Source organism: Stenotrophomonas sp. AG209, from assembly GCF_003550055.1.
In the GTDB taxonomy this organism is placed as follows: domain Bacteria; phylum Pseudomonadota; class Gammaproteobacteria; order Xanthomonadales; family Xanthomonadaceae; genus Stenotrophomonas.
Genome location: NZ_QXDB01000006.1, coordinates 73,480 through 90,779, shown reverse-complemented (window position 1 = coordinate 90,779; position 17,300 = coordinate 73,480). Strand labels below are relative to the sequence as shown.

At 67.6% G+C, this 17,300-nt stretch carries 14 protein-coding genes; 6 read left to right on the top strand and 8 right to left on the bottom strand.

Annotation, left to right across the window (positions count from 1 at the left end; all coding sequences use genetic code 11):
• Positions 1-17: 17 nt before the first annotated feature.
• On the bottom strand, positions 18-2,858 hold the full coding sequence (locus DFO63_RS21215; protein WP_119007828.1) for an EAL domain-containing protein: 2,841 nt from the start codon (positions 2,856-2,858) through the stop codon (positions 18-20).
• A gap of 247 nt (positions 2,859-3,105) precedes the next feature.
• On the opposite strand from DFO63_RS21215, the gene DFO63_RS21210 reads away from it, so the two are divergent.
• The 5 genes from DFO63_RS21210 (at position 3,106) to DFO63_RS21190 (ending at position 7,286) form a co-directional block, all read left to right on the top strand.
• Entirely contained in the window at positions 3,106-3,624 is a 519-nt protein-coding gene (locus tag DFO63_RS21210) for an RNA polymerase sigma factor (RefSeq protein ID WP_229298213.1), read from the top strand.
• Positions 3,621-4,619, top strand: coding sequence for a hypothetical protein (locus DFO63_RS21205; RefSeq protein WP_119007827.1), 999 nt, complete (start codon positions 3,621-3,623; stop codon positions 4,617-4,619). The genes DFO63_RS21210 and DFO63_RS21205 overlap by 4 nt, the downstream gene beginning before the upstream one ends.
• 40 nt (positions 4,620-4,659) lie before the next feature.
• A complete protein-coding gene (locus tag DFO63_RS21200; RefSeq protein ID WP_101766394.1) occupies positions 4,660-5,256 on the top strand; it encodes a YigZ family protein in 597 nt (198 codons plus the stop codon).
• A complete protein-coding gene (locus tag DFO63_RS21195) occupies positions 5,249-7,021 on the top strand; it encodes an ABC transporter transmembrane domain-containing protein (protein ID WP_119007826.1) in 1,773 nt (590 codons plus the stop codon). Before DFO63_RS21200 ends, DFO63_RS21195 begins: the two co-directional genes overlap by 8 nt.
• Before the next feature lie 70 nt (positions 7,022-7,091).
• Positions 7,092-7,286, top strand: a complete 195-nt coding sequence (locus DFO63_RS21190; protein WP_049442817.1) for a hypothetical protein — start codon at positions 7,092-7,094, stop codon at positions 7,284-7,286.
• A 218-nt stretch (positions 7,287-7,504) separates the two neighbouring features.
• Here DFO63_RS21190 and DFO63_RS21185 read toward each other — a convergent pair whose 3' ends face one another.
• From DFO63_RS21185 to DFO63_RS21175, 3 genes are all read right to left on the bottom strand, one after another.
• Positions 7,505-8,629, bottom strand: coding sequence for a prephenate dehydrogenase (locus DFO63_RS21185; protein WP_119007825.1), 1,125 nt, complete (start codon positions 8,627-8,629; stop codon positions 7,505-7,507).
• A complete protein-coding gene (gene pdxY, locus DFO63_RS21180; protein ID WP_101765296.1) occupies positions 8,626-9,534 on the bottom strand; it encodes a pyridoxal kinase in 909 nt (302 codons plus the stop codon). The genes DFO63_RS21185 and pdxY overlap by 4 nt, the downstream gene beginning before the upstream one ends.
• A 543-nt stretch (positions 9,535-10,077) precedes the next feature.
• On the bottom strand, positions 10,078-11,274 hold the full coding sequence (locus tag DFO63_RS21175; RefSeq protein ID WP_119007824.1) for an MFS transporter: 1,197 nt from the start codon (positions 11,272-11,274) through the stop codon (positions 10,078-10,080).
• A 72-nt stretch (positions 11,275-11,346) separates the two neighbouring features.
• Here DFO63_RS21175 and DFO63_RS21170 point away from each other — a divergent pair, with 72 nt between their 5' ends.
• A complete protein-coding gene (locus DFO63_RS21170; protein ID WP_075674721.1) occupies positions 11,347-12,144 on the top strand; it encodes a helix-turn-helix transcriptional regulator in 798 nt (265 codons plus the stop codon).
• Between the two features lie 100 nt (positions 12,145-12,244).
• On the opposite strand, the gene dnaJ is transcribed toward DFO63_RS21170, so the two are convergent.
• From dnaJ to hrcA, 4 genes are all read right to left on the bottom strand, one after another.
• Positions 12,245-13,369 (bottom strand): molecular chaperone DnaJ, encoded by a 1,125-nt coding sequence (gene dnaJ, locus DFO63_RS21165; RefSeq protein ID WP_014036853.1) that lies wholly within the window; start codon positions 13,367-13,369, stop codon positions 12,245-12,247.
• A gap of 154 nt (positions 13,370-13,523) precedes the next feature.
• Positions 13,524-15,446: a molecular chaperone DnaK gene (gene dnaK / locus DFO63_RS21160; RefSeq protein ID WP_049446494.1), complete on the bottom strand. Its 1,923-nt coding sequence runs from the start codon at positions 15,444-15,446 to the stop codon at positions 13,524-13,526.
• A gap of 182 nt (positions 15,447-15,628) precedes the next feature.
• A complete protein-coding gene (grpE, locus tag DFO63_RS21155; protein ID WP_119007823.1) occupies positions 15,629-16,144 on the bottom strand; it encodes a nucleotide exchange factor GrpE in 516 nt (171 codons plus the stop codon).
• A gap of 63 nt (positions 16,145-16,207) precedes the next feature.
• A complete protein-coding gene (hrcA, locus tag DFO63_RS21150; protein ID WP_008266321.1) occupies positions 16,208-17,272 on the bottom strand; it encodes a heat-inducible transcriptional repressor HrcA in 1,065 nt (354 codons plus the stop codon).
• Between the last annotated feature and the right edge of the window lie 28 nt (positions 17,273-17,300).

The window sequence follows — 17,300 nt, the reverse complement described above, 5'->3', positions numbered from 1 at the left end:
CGCCCCGGCGCGGTGGCTCAGGCCACCGCGCGCTCCCACGGTGCCGGACGGCCCAGCAGGTAGCCCTGGCCGTAGTCGCAACCGAGTTCGCGCAGCGTCTGCCGCTGCGCCTCGGTCTCGATGCCTTCGCCGATGGTTTCGATGCCCAGGGTCCGGGCCAGTGACAGCACGCCTTCCACCAGCGCGCGCGTGCTCTGCACTTCCGGCCCATGCAGGCCGGCGATGAAACTCTGGTCGATCTTCAACGTGCTGATCGGGAAACGGTGCAGGTAGGACAGCGCCGAGAAACCGGTACCGAAATCGTCCAGCTGTACCTGGATGCCACGTTCGCGCAGGCCCTGCAGGATGCGCAGCGTGTGCGGGCCATCGTCCAGCAGCGCCACCTCGGTGATCTCCAGGCGCAGCCGGCGCGGATCAGCGCCGCATGCGTCGAGCAGACCGAACAGGCGGCCACTGAATTCGGCCGAACGGAAATGGCGTGGCGATACGTTCACCGAGACATAGCCGTGGCCGCCTTCGGCCAGTCCCGCGATGACCTGTTCGTAGATCAGCCAGTCGACCTGTTCGATCAGGCCGCTTTCCTCGCCCAGCTCCAGGAACGCCCCGGGCAGCAGCAGGCCACGACGCTCGTGCTGCCAGCGCAGCAAGGCCTCGTGCCCCACCACCTCGCCATCGGACAGGCGCACGATCGGCTGGTAGAACGGGACGAAGTCGCGGTTGTTGATCGCACGGCGCAGGTCGGCTTCCAGATCGAGGCTGCGCATGGCCTGCTCGCGCATGTCTTCGTCGAAGATCGCGCAGCGGTCATGGCCCTGCGCTTTGGCCCGGTACATCGCCGCATCGGCGTCACGCAGCAGCTCCTCGCCGGTGCGGTAGCGCGGGTTCCACAAGGCGATGCCCAGGCTGCCGGACGGGAACAGCTCGCGCCCGGCGATCCACATCGATTCCTGCAGTGCCAGCAACAGCCGCTGGCCGAAATCCAGCGCCTGTGCCAGCCCCTGCGGGCATTGCAGCAGCACCGCGAACTCATCGCCGCCCAGCCGCGCCACCACGTCGTCGGTGCCGGCCATCGATACGATGCGCTTGGCCACCTCCACCAGCATGCGGTCGCCAGCGGCGTGGCCGATGCTGTCGTTGACCAGCTTGAAGCGGTCCAGGTCAAGGAACAGCACGGCGAACACCGGCCCACCCTCACGCTTGGCCAACGCCAGTGAATCCTGCAGGCGATCGAGCAGGTGCAGGCGGTTGGGCAGGCCGGTCAGTGCATCGTGCATGGCCTGATGGGTCAGGCGCTGCTCGGCACGCAGGCGCTCACCGATCTGCCCAAGCAGCTTTTCGTTAACCTCGGCCAGCTCGCGGGTGCGTTCCTCCACGCGCTTCTCCAGCTCTGCATGCGCCGAACGCAGCCGCTGCTGGTCGCGCTGGCGCGCCAGCCCGGTTCCGATGTTCTGCGCAACGAAAGTCAGCAGGCGCTGATCGTGCACGCTGAACGTACTGTTCTCGCTGTAGCTCTGCACCACGATCGCACCGACCACCTCGTCGTCGCGCAGCAGCGGCACGCCCAGCCAGCAATGCGAACGTGCGCCCGATTCGCGTACTTCGCCGCTGGCCAGCAGTGCGTCGATCTGTTGCCGCGAAGCCAGCAACGGGCGCCGGTTGCGCACGACATACTCGGTCAGGCCGCGGCTGAACGGGCGTGGCGCGCGGCTGGCGTTGTGTTCGTCCACCGAATAGACGAAGTCCAGGCCATTGCCGGCCCCGTTCACCAGCGCGATATAGAAATTGCGCGCGTCAAGCAGGCGCCCGACCACGCCATGCACCTGCCCGTAGAACTGGGCCAGGCTGTCGGCCGACATCGCCATCTCGGCGATGTTGTACAGCGCGGTCTGCAGCTGTTCGGCGCGGCGGCGCTCGGCCACTTCATCCTGCAGGCTGCGATTGGCGCGCTGCAGCTCCAGCGTGCGCCGCTCCACCTGTTGTTCCAGCCGGACCTGCGCCTGGCGCCGGTCCATCGCGGTCTGCACATGCTGCGCGACAAAGCCCAGCAGCGCCCGCTCGGCCTCGCCATAGCGGGCCGCCAGCTCATAGCTCTGCACCACGATGGCACCGCAGACCCGGCCATCGCGCAGCATCGGCACGCCCAGCCAGTCCAGACTTTCAGGGCCACGCTGCGGGTCGTGCTCCTGCTCGACCACGCGCGCCAGCAGCTCGCGCGAGGGGCCACTGAGCGGCTTGCCGTGGCGCAGCAACGCCACGGTCAGGCTGCGCGGCATCTCGCCGGCATCATGGCTCTGCGACGGATCGGCGACGAAGTCGTCGACCTGGTCGGCGAAGTACAGGAAGCGGATCTGGTCGCGGACATCGTCGTATTCGACGATGTAGCAGTTTTCCGCGTACATCAGCGTGCCAAGCACGCCGTGCACGTGGCGCAGCATCTCCGACATCTCCAGGTCGGCGCCGGCCAGATCGGCGATCTGGAACAGCGCCTGCTGCAGCCGCTCAGCCTCTTCCAGCGCCTTGATCTGCCCGGCCTGGCGACCGCGCTGCAGCGCCAGCTCCATGGCCTGCCGGGCCAGCCCCCACCACGCCGCGGAAGGCACGGCACCTTCCACCGACAACTGCAGGCGGGCACCGTCGTATTCCCAGCCATGGCAACCGTCGCCAGCGCCCGGCGCCGTGACCGCCCCAGCCACCACGACAGCCGGCCAGCCGCCCTGGCCGCGGCCCAGCTGCGGGTCGTCCCAGCCAACGCGGACCACGGCCGAATCCGGCAGCAGCGCATGCAATGCGCGCACCAGCGCCGTGCTCAGCACGGCCTCGTGTGGTGGCTCTTCCGCCGGTTCAACGTGCGTGGACAAATGACAATCTCTTGGCGCCGTCTGTGCGTCGCCTCCCCTGAGCCGCCGAGCATAGCGCGCCACCCGGGGGGCAATGGAAGCCCGTAAACCCCGAATCGTGCGCCCGTACGTTTTTCCTGCTGTCCGTAGCCGCTTCCACGCCATGAACCTCGCCCTGCCCGCCCCCGTCACCGGCTATGCGCCACCGCCTGCAGGCCTTACCCTGTACGCCGTGGAAGCCAGCGCACTGCCAACCGATGAAGCCTTGATGCTGGCCTGGGCCGGTGGCGACCTGCGCGCGTTCGAAAGCCTGTATGCGCGCCATCGCAAGCGCCTGTTCGGCTTCCTGCTGCGGCAACTGCGCGACAACGCGCTGGCCGAGGAGATCTTCCAGGATGTCTGGCAGCGGGTGATCAGCGCCCGTGCCGGCTGGCAACCTGAAGCCGCATTCAGCACCTGGCTGTTCCGCATCGCCCACAACCGCCTGAACGACCACTGGCGGGCCGCCCGCCATCGTCCCGCCGCACCGGCCGACGCCGACCTGCGCCTGGCCGCGATCGAGGACGGGCAGACCCCGGAAGCCGAGCTTTCCGAATTCGAACAACGTCGCCGCATCCAGCTGGCGATGGAGCAACTGCCGCCCGAGCAGCGCGAAGTGCTGCAGTTGCGGCTGGATCAGGAACTGAGCCTGGAGGAGATCGGCCAGATCACCGGCGTAGGCCGGGAAACCGTGAAATCGCGGCTGCGCTATGCGATGGACAAGCTGCGTGCGGGACTGAACGCATGAACCGAGACGAACCGCTGACGCCGGAAGAACGCGAGCTGGCGCGCCTGCTCGGCCGCCGCGTCGAACAGGCCCCACCGGCTGCACTGGACGCCACCATCCTGGCCGCGGCGCGCGCTGCCGTGGACGCACCGGCTGCCGAGGCCGTCGCCTCGCCGGACGCGCCACGCACGCAGCGCACACGTCCGCGTTGGCCGGCGGTGTTCGGCATCGCCGCCTCGATGGTGTTCGCCATCGGCATTGCCTGGCAGCTGCGCCCGGAACCGCCACCGGTTCCGGCAGGCGAGGCCGCTGTTGCTGCGGTACCGGCTGCGGCAGACGTCGCGGCCGCCAATCAGGTCGCTGAGAGCAGTGCAGCTGACAGCGCGGTTGCCGCTTCGGAAACCGCGGCCGAACCCGCAGTACCGCAGGCAGCCCCTGTTGCCGCCCCTCCGGCACCGTCCGCCGCGCGCGCACCCAAGCCTGCGCCGGCCGAAACCGCTGAAGCACCTGCCCAGGCTGCTCGTTCGGTGGCGGCGGATGCGGCCACCGATACGTCCTTTGCCGCGCTCCCGCCCGCTCCGGCCGCAGCGCCGGCAGCAGCACCGCCCGCGCCACCCGCACCCGCCGCTTACTCGGTACCTGCACCGGCATTGGCGCCAGCCCCGGCAGGGGCGCTGAAAGCACGCACTGCCGAGGCGCCAGTAGCCAACGCTGCCGATGCCGAACGGGCGCAGGCGCTGGATCGGGTAGAGATCACCTCGATGAAGCGCCAGGCCCCGAGCCGCTCCGCACCCGGCGTCATGCGCCGCGGCGCCGACGCGGGGCTCAGTGCGGATGCCGTGCAGGCCGAAGTGGACGCGGATGCACAGCTGCCGCGACGGCAGTGGCTGCAGAAGATCCGCGCGCGGCGCGACGACGGCCAGCGCGACCTGGCCCGCGCCAGCCTGGAGCGCTACGTGCAGCAGTATCCGGAAGCGCGCCTGCCGCGCGACCTGCGCCCGCTGCTGGACGACTGAAGCGGACAGTGACCTCCGGCAACCCCGTAGAATGGCGGGAATGCCCGATACCCTCGCCCAGCCGGTCAGCCACACGCTGGAAGTCAAACACAGCCGCTTCATTGCCCATGCTGCGCCGATCGATGGCGCCGCGGCAGCATTGGCGTTCCTGCAACAGGTGGCGGTAGCCGACGCGACCCACAACTGCTGGGCCTACCGGCACGGCCAGGACTACCGTTCCAGCGATGATGGCGAGCCCGCCGGCACCGCTGGGCGGCCGATCCTGGCTGCGATCGACGGCCAGGGCTTCGACCGGGTGATGGTGGTGGTCACGCGCTGGTTCGGCGGTATCAAGCTCGGCGCCGGTGGACTGGTGCGCGCCTACGGTGGCGCTGCCGCCGAATGCCTGCGCACCGCCCCGCGCGTGCCGCTGGTGGCGATGGCCCGGCTGCAGCTGCTGGCCGGCTTCGAGGATCTGGGCACCCTGCACGCCACCCTGCCCACCTTCGGCGCCGAAAAGCGCGATGAACAGTTCGATGCCAACGGCGTGTGCCTGCGGGTCGAATTGCCGGCCGATCAGGTCGATGCATTGAAAATCCGCCTGCGCGACGCCACCCGTGACCGTATCCGCATACAAGACGACGACCAGGATGACTGACAAGGACGACGCCCCCGCCTCGACCCCACCGCTGCGCCGCCTCGGCAGCCTGCGGACGTTGTGGCCGTTCGTGCGCCGCCACAGCGGGCTGTTCACCGCCTGGCTGCTGGCGCTGGCGGTGTCTTCGGCCGCCACGCTGAGCCTGCCCCCCGCCGTGAAGCAGATGATCGACCACGGCTTCACCAGCGGTGGCCAGATCAACCGCGCCTTCGCCCTGCTGATGCTGGTGGCGGTGGTGCTGGCACTGGCCACGGCCGCACGGTTCTTCTTCGTGTCGCTGCTGGGCGAAAAGGTCGTCGCCGACCTGCGCAGCCGCCTGTATGCACACCTGATCCAGCTCGGTGCCGGATTCCATGACCGCAGCCGCAGCGGCGAACTGGTCTCCCGCCTGACCGCTGACAGCGAACTGCTGCGCAGCGTGGTCGGCTCGACCATGTCGGTCGCGCTGCGCAGCAGCGTCACCGTGGTCGGCAGCCTGGCCATGCTGTTCGTCACCAGCCCGCGGCTGGCGGCATGGTCGCTGCTCGGCATCCCGCTGGCGGTGCTGCCGATCATCATCGGTGCGCGCAAGCTGCGCACGGTTGCACGCAGCAGCCAGGACCGCATCGCCGATGCCAACAGCCTGGCCAGCGAGACGCTGGGCGCCGTACGCACGGTGCAGGCGCATGCACGCGAGCCCTATGAACGCGGGCGCTTCGACAAGGCACTCGGCGATGCCATCGGTGCCGCGCGCCGCCGCATCGGTGCGCAGTCACTGGTCACCGCCAGCGCTATCCTGCTGGTGTTTGGCGCCATCGTTGGCGTGCTGTGGCTGGGCGCGCACGATGTCATCGACGGACGCCTCAGTGCTGGCACGCTGGGCCAGTTCGTGCTGTACGCGCTGATCGGCGGCGGCTCGGTGGGTGCGCTGGCCGAAGTGTGGAACGAACTGCAGCGTGCAGCCGGTGGCATGGGCCGCATTGGCGAGCTGCTGCAGGAAGACATCGAGATCCGCGCGCCAGCGCAGCCCCACGTTCTGCCGCAACCATTGCGCGGCGAAATCCAGTTTGACGACGTGGTGTTCCACTACCCGCAACGTCCGGACCATGCCGCGCTGGACCACTTCAACCTGCATGTGCGCCCGGGCGAGACCGTGGCGCTGGTCGGCCCGTCGGGCGCGGGCAAGAGCACGGTGCTGTCGATGCTGCTGCGCTTCCACGATCCGGCCAGCGGCCACATCTGCGTCGATGGCATCGACGTGCGCCAGGTCGATCCGGCCGAGCTGCGCGCGCAGCTGGCGCTGGTGCCGCAACAGCCGACGCTGTTCGCGGCCAGTGCGCGCGACAACATCCGCTACGGCCGCCTGCAGGCCAGTGACGCCGAGGTCGAAGCTGCCGCGCGTGCGGCCGAGGCTGATGGCTTCCTGCGCGCGTTGCCGCAGGGCTACGACAGTGAGCTGGGCGAACGCGGTGCGCGCCTGTCCGGTGGCCAGCAGCAGCGCGTGGCGATTGCCCGCGCACTGCTGAAGGATGCGCCGATCCTGCTGCTCGATGAAGCCACCAGCGCGCTGGATGCGCAGAGCGAGCATGGTGTGCAGCAGGCGCTTGAGCGTCTGATGGCTGGCCGCACCACGCTGGTCATCGCCCACCGCCTGGCCACCGTGCTCAAGGCCGACCGCATCGTGGTGATGGACCAGGGCCGTATCGTCGCCGAAGGCACCCATGCCCAGCTTCTGGCCGAAGGCGGACTGTACGCTGAACTGGCACGACTGCAGTTCATCGATTGATGACGGCCGGCTAACATCGGCCGGACCAAGCTGGCCTCGCATCAGCAGCATCCGCTGAAGGAGGTACGTGATGTCATTCCGTCAGTTCCCTGCAGTCGACAGCAACGGCGAAAGCCACATCATCATCGAGTTCAAGCCCGAGGCGAATGGCAGCGGGCATCACTCTGAAGCCACGCCGCGTTACGAGCTGGATGACGGGCGTCATCTGGTACGCAATGGCCGGGAATTCACTACCAGCGGCGGCGAACTGCGGTTGATGATCTAGCGCTGCCACCCTGCCTGGTGGGTGCCCACCTTGGTGGGCACTGGGTTTATCGTTGCGCCTGACGGGCGCGGCTGCGAAAAGCAGTCGAGCACGGCTCGACGCTACAGAAAGGCGTGATCAATTTTTCGCCAAGCATCTTGACAGCCTTGCCTGACAAGGGCTGCGCAGGGTTATCCACACGTTTGCTCAGAAACCATCCACACCGCCTGTGGATGAATTCAGCCCAGCACCCGCCCGATGCCGCTGGCGTCCACGTCGGCGGCCGCCCGGGTGATCGCCGCCGGGTCGCTGCCGGCCACGAATCCGATGCGGAAGTGCACTTCACCGCCGGGCGTGCGCGAGGAATGGATCGAAGCCAGGCTGACGCCATGCTGCTCGAACACGTTCAGTAGCTCGCGCAGCGAGCCAGGCCGGTCCTCTGGCAGGTGCACCGACAGCGCGTTGCGCTCGGTCAGGTCGGCCAGCAGGTACCCCACGCGTTCGAACGTGTAGTTGCCATCCGCCAGCGCCTGCTCGCCGAAGGCACTGCGATTGGCCGACAGCAGCTGCTGACGGAATGCAGCCCGCGCGCGGTCGTCGCCCTGCCCGACCTGCACCTGCAGGGCCTGCAGCTGCCCCACCAGCCGCTCCAGCATCGGTGCCACGTACGGGTTGCCGAACTGGATGTCTTCGTAGATCGCCGGATTCAGCGACAGGATGCGCGAGATGATCGCCGTGTCCAGCTCGAACGACGCCGAACGGTACGGCATCATCGCGGCCAGATCGCCCAGCAGCGGCTGGTACTGGCGCAGCACGCCTGCCTGCGCCAGGTGGGTGGCATGCACCATCGCCTGCACCAGCGCCATCATCTGGTCGTGGTGCTGCGGCGTGGCGCGCACGCACTCGGCCTGCAGCGCCGTGCACAGCGTATCGACCCACGGCTGCCAGTGCTGCAGGCGCGCTTCGCAGACCACCATCACCCTGCCCTTCAGCGTCGGCGCCTTCGGTGGCGCGGTCATCGGGTGCAGGCCGACCACTTCGGCCTGCGAGGCCAGCATCGCCTGCACCGGTGCCTCCTTTACCGAGGTCACATCCAGCCATAGCCTGCCCTGCTCGCGGCCCGCCGACTTCCGCACGTACTCGGCGATCAATGCCGGCGTGTGCCGGATCGGTGCCGAGAACACCAGTACATCGGCCTGCGCCAGCAGCTGTTCCGGCGTGTGCGAGTCCGGGTCCGCCGGATCATGTCCGATCACCTGCAGCTGCAGGTGCTGCTGGAAGAAGCGGGTCAGCCAGCGCCCATAGGCACCGGCGCTGCCGATGATGCCGACCGTGCGCGGCGTGCGTGGATCCAGGCCGCTCATGCCACGCGTTCAGCGCGGAAGCGCGTTCCTTCGGCCAGCGCCGCCGGCGCAGCAGCGATCACGTCGAACTCCTCGAAACCGTTGTCCAGGGTCGCCTCCAGCGCCGCATGGGTGCCAGCGATGGCACGCGAAATCGCCTGCTGCATCGACTCACCGCGCAGCAGGAACGACACCACCAGCGACATCAGCACGTCACCGGTGCCGGCCACATCCACCGGCAGCAGCGGTGAGGTCCAGCGCCAGGTTTCCTCGCGACCGACCGCCAGGGTCACCAGTTCACCCGGGTTGCCGCCCACGCTGTGCGCGATCACCCAATGCGGGCCACGGTCCAGCAGCGTGCGCGCGGCGGCAATGGCATCGGCCTCGGCCAGTGCCGGCATGCCGGTCAGGCGATTCAGCTCGAAGGCGTTCGGCGTCACCAGCCAGGCATGCGGCAGCAGGCGCTCGGCGAAGATCGCTTCCAGGCCCGGTTCCACGTAGGGGCCGGTATGGGTGTCACCGATCACCGGGTCCAGGCAGTAACGCAGCTGCGGGCAGGCCGGCAGGATGTTGTCCAGCCAGTCGGCGAAGGCGGCACCGTTGGCGGTGCTGCCGAAGTAGCCGGAGACGAGCATCTTCGCCCGCTGCGGCAGGCCGCGTTCGCGGGCGCCGAGCAGCAGGTCGGCGAACCAGTCGGCGGGCAGCACGCGGCCGCGGGTGGTGTCGTAGAACGGCGCATTGCTCAGCAACACGGTCGGGATTTCCGCGACGCGCACGCCGAGTGCACGCATCGGCGGCACGGCGGCGCTGTTGCCGGCGTGGCCGTAGACAAGTTGCGACTGGACCGAGATGACATCGATCGGCGACGGGCCGTCGGGCCGCTGGCGGCGGCCGTGGACGAGGTGGTTATCGAGAGATTCGCTCATGCCCGCATTCTACGCCCAAGGGGGTTTTCGGCAGGGCTTGCAGCCCTGCACCTGCAGAATCAACGTCAACGTCAACGTCAAAAGCCAAAGCGGCATTCCGTGAGTTGGCGGGACGGTGTGGGTGGGCAGGACACGCCGTAAACCCATCCATGGGGCTCGATGGCGCCATCCATGGCGCCAACGGTCCTGCCCACCCACACCGCCCCACCTCTGACAGACTCCGGATGTCTGTTGGTAGGTGTCGACCTTGGTCGACACATCTTTCAGATATCGATAGACAAAAATGGGGTCAGATCCGTTTTCCTTCGGAAAACGGATCTGACCCCCAAGAGCTGTTCCGACAGATCACGGAAAACTGTCGAAGGCGGGGTGGGTCCGGTTGAGGGGGACGCTGCAAGTACGTCCATGTAAGCTCGGTCGCCGCATCCATGCGGCTCACGCCCCCTCAACCGGACCCACCCCGCCAACCCACGGATAGCCCGCTTTTGACGTTGCCTTGGCTTCGGCAGGTGCAGGGCTGCAAGCCCTGCAAACCGAAACCCCTCAGTGCGCAGGCCGCGACGGCGGCAGCCACGCCGCCACGATGCCCAGCAACGGCAGGAACGCGGTCAGCTGGTAGACGTACTCGATGCTGGTCTTGTCCGCCAGCAGGCCGAGCACGGCAGCACCCAGCCCGCCCATGCCGAATGCAAAGCCGAAGAACAGCCCGGACACCATGCCAATGCGGTGCGGCATCATTTCCTGCGCGTACACCACGATCGCCGAGAACGCCGAGGACAGCACGAAGCCGATCAGCACCGCCAGCACCGTGGTCCACAGCAGGTCCGCATGCGGCAGCATCAGCGCGAACGGGGCCACGCCGAGGATCGAGGTCCAGATGATCGGCTTGCGGCCGATGCGGTCACCCAGCGGGCCGCCGAGGAAGCCGCCAGCGGCGGACGCCACCAGGAACGCGAACAGGTGCAACTGGGCCTGTGCCACCGGAATGCCGAAATGGTGGATCAGGTAGAAGGTGAAGTAGCTGCCGATGCTGGCCATGTAGAAGTATTTGCTGAAGATCAGCACCAGCAGGATCGCCAGCACCTTGGCCACGGTGCGCGGCGGATGCCGCGGCACCATCGCAGCCGTGCTGACCGGTCGTGGCGTGCCCAGATGCAACGCGTACCAGCGGCCGACATAGGTCAGTAGAGCGATGCCGATCAGGGCGGCGCCGGCAAACCACGATGCGGCATGCTGGCCATACGGCACGATCACCGCCGCTGCAATCAGCGGGCCCAACGCCGTACCGAAATTGCCGCCGACCTGGAACACCGACTGCGCGAAGCCGTGACGGCCGCCCGAAGCCAACCGCGCAATGCGCGAGGCCTCGGGATGGAAGATGGCCGAACCGATGCCGACCATTGCCGCCGCCATCAGCACCACCGCGTAGTTCGGCGCGAAGCCGAGCAGCAGCATGCCGCACAGGGTCGAGGCCATGCCGATCGGCAGCGAATAGGGTTCCGGGCGACGGTCGGTGGCCATGCCGATCAACGGCTGGAAGATCGACGCGGTGAGCTGGTAGGTCAGCGTGATCAGGCCGATCTGGGTGAAGCTGAGGTTGAAGCCGCCCTTGATCACCGGATAGATGGCCAGGATCAGCGACTGCATCATGTCGTTGACGACATGCGAGGTGGAGATGGCGGCCAGCACGCCGGGAGCCACCGGGCGTGAGGTCGTTGCGGGAGAAGCCAGGGTCGACATGGACACAGTCAGGTTGGGGGCGAGCCACGCATGCTACGGTGGGCCCCCACTCCCTTCTGCCGCGTTCGGGTCATGGCATATCGCAAAAAGGACACTCCCTGCCCGATCCGCGAGACCGCGCCGTGGAACGAGGTGCCGGTACATCGCCCGGTGACCAGCCGCGCCCGCCACTACCCGCCCGGCACCCACATCGCGCCCCACCGGCATCGCCGTCACCAACTGGTCTTCGCCATGTCCGGTCTGATGGTGGTGCGCGCGGACGGCGGCCGCTGGGTCGTGCCCTCCACCCGCGCGATCTGGGTTCCGGCCGGCATGGCGCATGCGGTGGACTGCATCGCCGAAGTGCACATGCGCAGCCTGTACGTGGAACCGGACTTTGCACCGCAACTGCCGGATGGGGCGTTCGCAGTGCAGGTGGCGCCGCTGCTGCGCGAACTGCTGCTGGCCGCCAGCCTGATCGAGTCCGCGCACGTGGACGACAGCCGCGACGGCCGCGTGGTGCGCCTGCTGCTGGACGAACTGCACCGCATGGACGTGCTGCCGCTGCACCTGCCCTCGCCCACCGACCCGCGCCTGCAGCGGATCTGCCAGCACATCCAGAAGCATCCTGGCGACGATGCCACGCTGCAGGACTGGGCGCAGGCGCTGCAGGTGGACGTGAAGACCATCCAGCGCCATTTCGCCAGCGAACTGGGCATGACCTTCGGGCAGTGGCGGCAGCAGGCGCGGCTTCTGGCCGCCCTGGAGCGACTGGCGGTCGGCGACAAGGTCATCGATGTGGCGCTGGCGATGGGCTACGACAGCCCGAGCGCGTTCACCAGCATGTTCAAGCGGCAGCTGGGGCAGACGCCGGCGGCATTTTTCCGATGATCCCTTGAACGGCATCCACGCATGGCGTGGATCTACTGCACCACAAACGACAACGCCGGGCATGGCCCGGCGCTATCGTTCATCGCTTCCGTCGAAAAACTCAGGACGTCATCCGGTCCCAGAAGCCCTTAACGCCATCCATGAAGGTGGCCGACTTCGGCGAATGCTTGCGCGCTTCCTCGCCGACGAAGGTGGCTTCGAACTGTTCCAGCAGCTTGCGCTGTTCGTTGGTGAGGTTGACCGGGGTCTCCACCACCACGCGGCAGTACAGGTCGCCCTCGCTGCGGCTGCGCACCGAACGTACGCCCTTGCCACGCAGGCGGAACAGCTTGCCGGTCTGGGTCTCGGCCGGGATGCGGATTTCCGCTTCGCCGCCGAGGGTCGCCACGCGTACGGTGTCACCCAGCGCCGCCTGCGAGATGCGGATCGGCACCTCGCAGTGCAGGTCGTCGCCATCGCGCTGGAAGATCGCATGCTCGCGCACGCGCACTTCCACGTACAGGTCACCCGGCGGCGTACCGGCCGGACCGGCCTCGCCTTCGCCCTGCAGGCGGATACGGTCGCCCGTATCGACGCCCGCCGGCACCTTCACCGACAGCACCTTGTCTTCCTCGACACGGCCGTTGCCGTGGCAGGTCTTGCAGGGCTTGGCGATGATCTGGCCACGGCCACCGCAGTTGTGGCAGGCCTGCTGCATGGCGAAGATGCCGCGCTGGATGCGCACCTGCCCACGGCCATGGCAGACGTTGCAGGTCTCGACCTTGCCATCTTCGGAGCCACTGCCATCGCAGTCGCCGCACTCGGCCAGGGTCGGGATCTCGATGCGGCGCTCGACGCCGCGCACGGCCTCTTCCAGGTCCAGCTCCATCACGTAGCCGATGTCGGCACCGCGACGGGCCTGGCGCGGACCACCGCCGCCACCGCCAAAGATGTTGCCGAAGATATCGCCGAAGATATCGTTCATGTCCGGGCCGCCCGGACCACCGCCGCCCATGCCGTGCTCGAACGCGGCGTGGCCGTGGCTGTCGTACATGCGGCGCTTGTTGCCGTCGGACAGCACTTCGTAGGCTTCCTTGCACTCCTTGAAGGAGGCTTCGGCCGCCGCATCACCCGGGTTGCGGTCAGGGTGGAACTTCATCGCGCAGCGACGGTAGGCCTTCTTCAGCTCGTCGTCGGTGGCGGTGCGGGCAACGCCCAGCACTTCGTAGTAATCGCGCTTGCTCATATCGTGAATCGGGTTCCGGAAAGTCGGGATTCGTCAAAGCGGAAGAGCGGAACCAGGTCCGCTCTTGCGTCGGGCGCCCCGACACGCCGGTGGGCGGTCAGGACCCTGATGCGACAACGGGACGCTGATGGCCAGCGTCCCGTGTCGGTCCGGATCAGGACTTCTTGTCGTCCTTGACTTCGGTGAACTCGGCGTCGACCACGTCGTCCTGCGCCTTGCCGGCGTTGCCGGCGTCGGCACCCGGGGCACCGCCCTGGTCGGCCGAAGCAGCGGCGAACAGCGACTGGCCAGCTTCCTCCAGCACCTTCGACTTGGCTTCGATCTGCGCCTTGTCGTCACCCTTCATCGCGGTTTCCAGGTCGGCCAGGGCCGCCTCGACCTTGCCGATCACTTCGCCGCCGACCTTGCTGCCGTGCTCGGTGATGGCACTGCGGGTGCCGTGGATCAGGGCGTCGGCCTGGTTGCGGGCCTGCACCAGCTCCTGGAACTTCTTGTCTTCTTCGCGGTTGGCTTCCGCGTCGGCGACCATGCGCGCGATCTCTTCCTCGGACAGGCCCGAACCGGCCTTGATCTCGACCTTCTGTTCCTTGTTGGTCTTCTTGTCCTTGGCCGACACGTGCAGGATGCCGTTGGCGTCGATGTCGAAGGACACTTCCACCTGCGGCAGGCCGCGCGGGGCCGGCTCGATGCCGGACAGGTCGAACTTGGCCAGCGACTTGTTGAAGCGGGCCTGTTCGCGCTCACCCTGCAGCACGTGCACGGTCACGGCCGACTGGTTGTCCTCGGCGGTGGAGAACACCTGCGAGGCCTTGGTCGGGATGGTGGTGTTCTTCTCGATGATCTTGGTGAACACGCCACCCATGGTCTCGATGCCCAGCGACAGCGGGGTCACGTCCAGCAGCAGCACGTCCTTGACGTCGCCGCCCAGCACGCCGCCCTGGATCGCAGCACCCAGTGCCACGGCTTCGTCCGGGTTGACGTCCTTGCGCGGTTCCTTGCCGAAGAACTCGGTCACCGCCTGCTGCACCTTCGGCATGCGGGTCTGGCCACCGACCAGGATCACTTCGCTGATGTCGCTCGAACGCAGGCCGGCATCGTTCAGGGCGACGCGGCACGGCTCGATCGACTTCTTGATCAGGTCTTCCACCAGTGCTTCCAGCTTGGCGCGGGTCAGCTTGATGTTCAGGTGCTTCGGGCCCGAGGCGTCAGCGGTGACGTACGGCAGGTTCACTTCGGTCTGCTGGGCGCTGGACAGCTCGATCTTGGCGCGCTCGGCAGCATCCTTCAGGCGCTGCAGGGCCAGCGGATCCTTGCGCAGGTCGATGCCCTGGTCCTTGTTGAACTCTTCAACCAGGTACTCGATGACGCGGTTGTCGAAGTCTTCGCCGCCCAAGAAGGTGTCGCCGTTGGTGGCCAGCACTTCGAACTGCTTCTCGCCGTCGACGTTGGCGATCTCGATCACCGAGACGTCGAAGGTGCCGCCGCCGAGGTCGTACACCACGATCTTGCGATCCTTGTTGTCGCCCTTGTCCAGGCCATAGGCCAGCGCGGCCGCGGTCGGCTCGTTGATGATGCGCTTGACGTCCAGGCCGGCAATGCGGCCGGCGTCCTTGGTCGCCTGGCGCTGGCTGTCGTTGAAGTAGGCCGGCACGGTGATGACCGCTTCGGTGACCTTCTCACCGAGGAAGTCCTCGGCGGTCTTCTTCATCTTTTCCAGCACCTTGGCCGAGATTTCCTGCGGGGCCATCTTCTTGCCATCGCTGGTCGACACCCAGGCGTCGCCATTGTCATGGGCCAGGATGCCGTACGGGACGTGGGCGATGTCCTTCTGCACTTCGGCATCGGTGAACTTGCGGCCGATCAGGCGCTTCACCGCGTAGAAGGTGTTCTTCGGGTTGGTGACGGCCTGGCGCTTGGCCGAGGCGCCCACCAGGACTTCGCCGTCCTTGGTGTAGGCGACGATCGACGGGGTGGTGCGATCGCCTTCCGAATTCTCGATGACGCGGGCCTTGCCGCCGTCCATGATCGCCACGCACGAGTTGGTGGTGCCGAGGTCGATACCAATGATCTTGCCCATGGGGGAGACTCCTGAGGATGCTTGTTGGGGTCAGTCCGGCCGTTCGGCCGGTGGATGAATACGATGTGGGGGAGGCTCGTGGAACATTCAAGCCATCTCCCGAACGCTGTGTTCAGCGCCTGGAAAACCTTGCCGGGCATGGCCAGGCACGACCGGGACCGGGCATCGCCCGGTCCGATCGATCAGTCGGCGGCCACCACCACCAGCGCCGGCCGCAGCAGGCGCTCGTTGAGCAGGTAGCCCTTCTGGAACACGGTCACCACGGTGCCGGGAGCGGCGCCCGGGGCCGGCACCTGGCTGATCGCCTGGTGGTGCTCCGGGTTGAATGGCTGGCCGGTCGGGTCCAGCAGGACCAGGCCATTGTCGGCGGCAACCTTCAGCAGCTGCTTGTAGGTCAGCTCCAGGCCCTCGCGCAGCGGATGCGGGTCATCGCCGGCAGCCTTCAGGCCGGCATCCAGGCTGTCGAATACCGGCAGCAGCTCGCCCAGCAGCTTCTCGTTGGCGAACTTGCGGGCCTGCTCGATGTCACGGGCAACGCGCTTGCGCTGGTTCTCGAGGTCGGCGCGCTCACGCAGCGCATCGACCTTGATCTGCTCGACTTCGGCGCGCAGGCGCTCCACTTCGTCGTTGACGCCGGCGGCGGCGGCCGCATCGGCGGCAGTCTGCTGGGATTCGATATCTGGATGTTCGTGGTTCATGTCTGGGTCCCTGGCGGTCAGTCTCCGCCTCCACCCACCCTAGTGTGGGCGGGATGCTGCGTTTCAAGCGTCGGATGTTCCGGGAGTGCGCCCGGCCGGCGAAAAGGCCGCGCCAAGCACATCGGCGGTGGCCTGGACCAGCGGGATCATGCGGTCGTAGGCCATCCGCTTGGGGCCGATCACGCCCAGCACGCCCAGCACCTGGCCATTGGCGGTGTACGGGGCGGTGACCAGCGAGACCCCCTGCAACGGCATCATCCCGGTCTCTTCGCCAATGAAGATGCGCACCCCCGGGGCCTGGATGGTGCGCTCCAGCAACTGCAGGATCTCGCGCTTGCTGGAGAACAGCTCGAACAGCTCGCGCAGGCGTTCCAGGTCGGACAGGTCCTGCACCCCCATCAGGCGGGTCTGGCCGGCCACCAGCATGTCATCGGCCGCCGGCTGCAGGGCCTGCTCGGCCAGTTCGATGCTGTGCGCCAGCAGCTGCTCCAGCTCCGAGCGGGCATCGCGCAGCTCCAGCAGCAGGCGGGTGCGGATCTCGGCCATCGGCAGGCCGGCGAAATGCGCATTGAGGTAGTTGGCGACCTGTTCCAGCTGCCCCGGCGCGAACTCCTGGCGGGTCTCGATGACCCGGTTCTGCACCTCGTTGTCGGCGAACACCAGGATCGCCAGCACCCGGCGCCCGTCCAGCGCCACGAAATCGATCTGCCGGAACGCGAACTGCTCGCGCCGCGGCGCGCTGACCACGCCGACGAAGTGGCTCATCGCCGACAGCAGCTCCGAGGCGCTGCCAAGCAGGGCCTGGGTGCTGCCGCCGCCGGCCAGCTCCTGGCGCAGGCGGGCCAGTTCGCCCTCGCCCGGCGGCTGCATCTGCAGCAGGCTGTCGACGAACACCCGGTAACCATGCGCGGTCGGGATGCGCCCGGCCGAGGTGTGTGGCGAGGCCAGCAGCCCCAGGTCTTCCAGGTCACCCAGGATGTTGCGGATGGTGGCCGGGCTGACCTCCAGGCCGGCCACGCGCGCCAGCGTCTGCGAGCCGACCGGCTCACCGTCCTGGATGTAACGCGCGATCAGCGTGCGCAGCAGATGGCGCGCACGCGGGGCAAGCTGGTCGGGAGAACCGTGCATGGAATCAACCTGTGAGACACGGACACTA

Excerpts from the sequence above, each read along its gene's own strand:
- DFO63_RS21185 (WP_119007825.1), bottom strand. The coding sequence starts at position 8,629 with ATGAGCGGCCTGGATCCACGCACGCCGCGCACGGTCGGCATCATCGGC.
- pdxY (WP_101765296.1), bottom strand. The coding sequence starts at position 9,534 with ATGAGCGAATCTCTCGATAACCACCTCGTCCACGGCCGCCGCCAGCGG.
- DFO63_RS21210 (WP_229298213.1), top strand. The coding sequence starts at position 3,106 with ATGCTGGCCTGGGCCGGTGGCGACCTGCGCGCGTTCGAAAGCCTGTAT.
- DFO63_RS21170 (WP_075674721.1), top strand. The coding sequence starts at position 11,347 with ATGGCATATCGCAAAAAGGACACTCCCTGCCCGATCCGCGAGACCGCG.
- dnaK (WP_049446494.1), bottom strand. The coding sequence starts at position 15,446 with ATGGGCAAGATCATTGGTATCGACCTCGGCACCACCAACTCGTGCGTG.
- hrcA (WP_008266321.1), bottom strand. The coding sequence starts at position 17,272 with ATGCACGGTTCTCCCGACCAGCTTGCCCCGCGTGCGCGCCATCTGCTG.
- DFO63_RS21205 (WP_119007827.1), top strand. The coding sequence starts at position 3,621 with ATGAACCGAGACGAACCGCTGACGCCGGAAGAACGCGAGCTGGCGCGC.
- dnaJ (WP_014036853.1), bottom strand. The coding sequence starts at position 13,369 with ATGAGCAAGCGCGATTACTACGAAGTGCTGGGCGTTGCCCGCACCGCC.
- DFO63_RS21200 (WP_101766394.1), top strand. The coding sequence starts at position 4,660 with ATGCCCGATACCCTCGCCCAGCCGGTCAGCCACACGCTGGAAGTCAAA.
- grpE (WP_119007823.1), bottom strand. The coding sequence starts at position 16,144 with ATGAACCACGAACATCCAGATATCGAATCCCAGCAGACTGCCGCCGAT.
- DFO63_RS21190 (WP_049442817.1), top strand. The coding sequence starts at position 7,092 with ATGTCATTCCGTCAGTTCCCTGCAGTCGACAGCAACGGCGAAAGCCAC.
- DFO63_RS21175 (WP_119007824.1), bottom strand. The coding sequence starts at position 11,274 with ATGTCGACCCTGGCTTCTCCCGCAACGACCTCACGCCCGGTGGCTCCC.
- DFO63_RS21195 (WP_119007826.1), top strand. The coding sequence starts at position 5,249 with ATGACTGACAAGGACGACGCCCCCGCCTCGACCCCACCGCTGCGCCGC.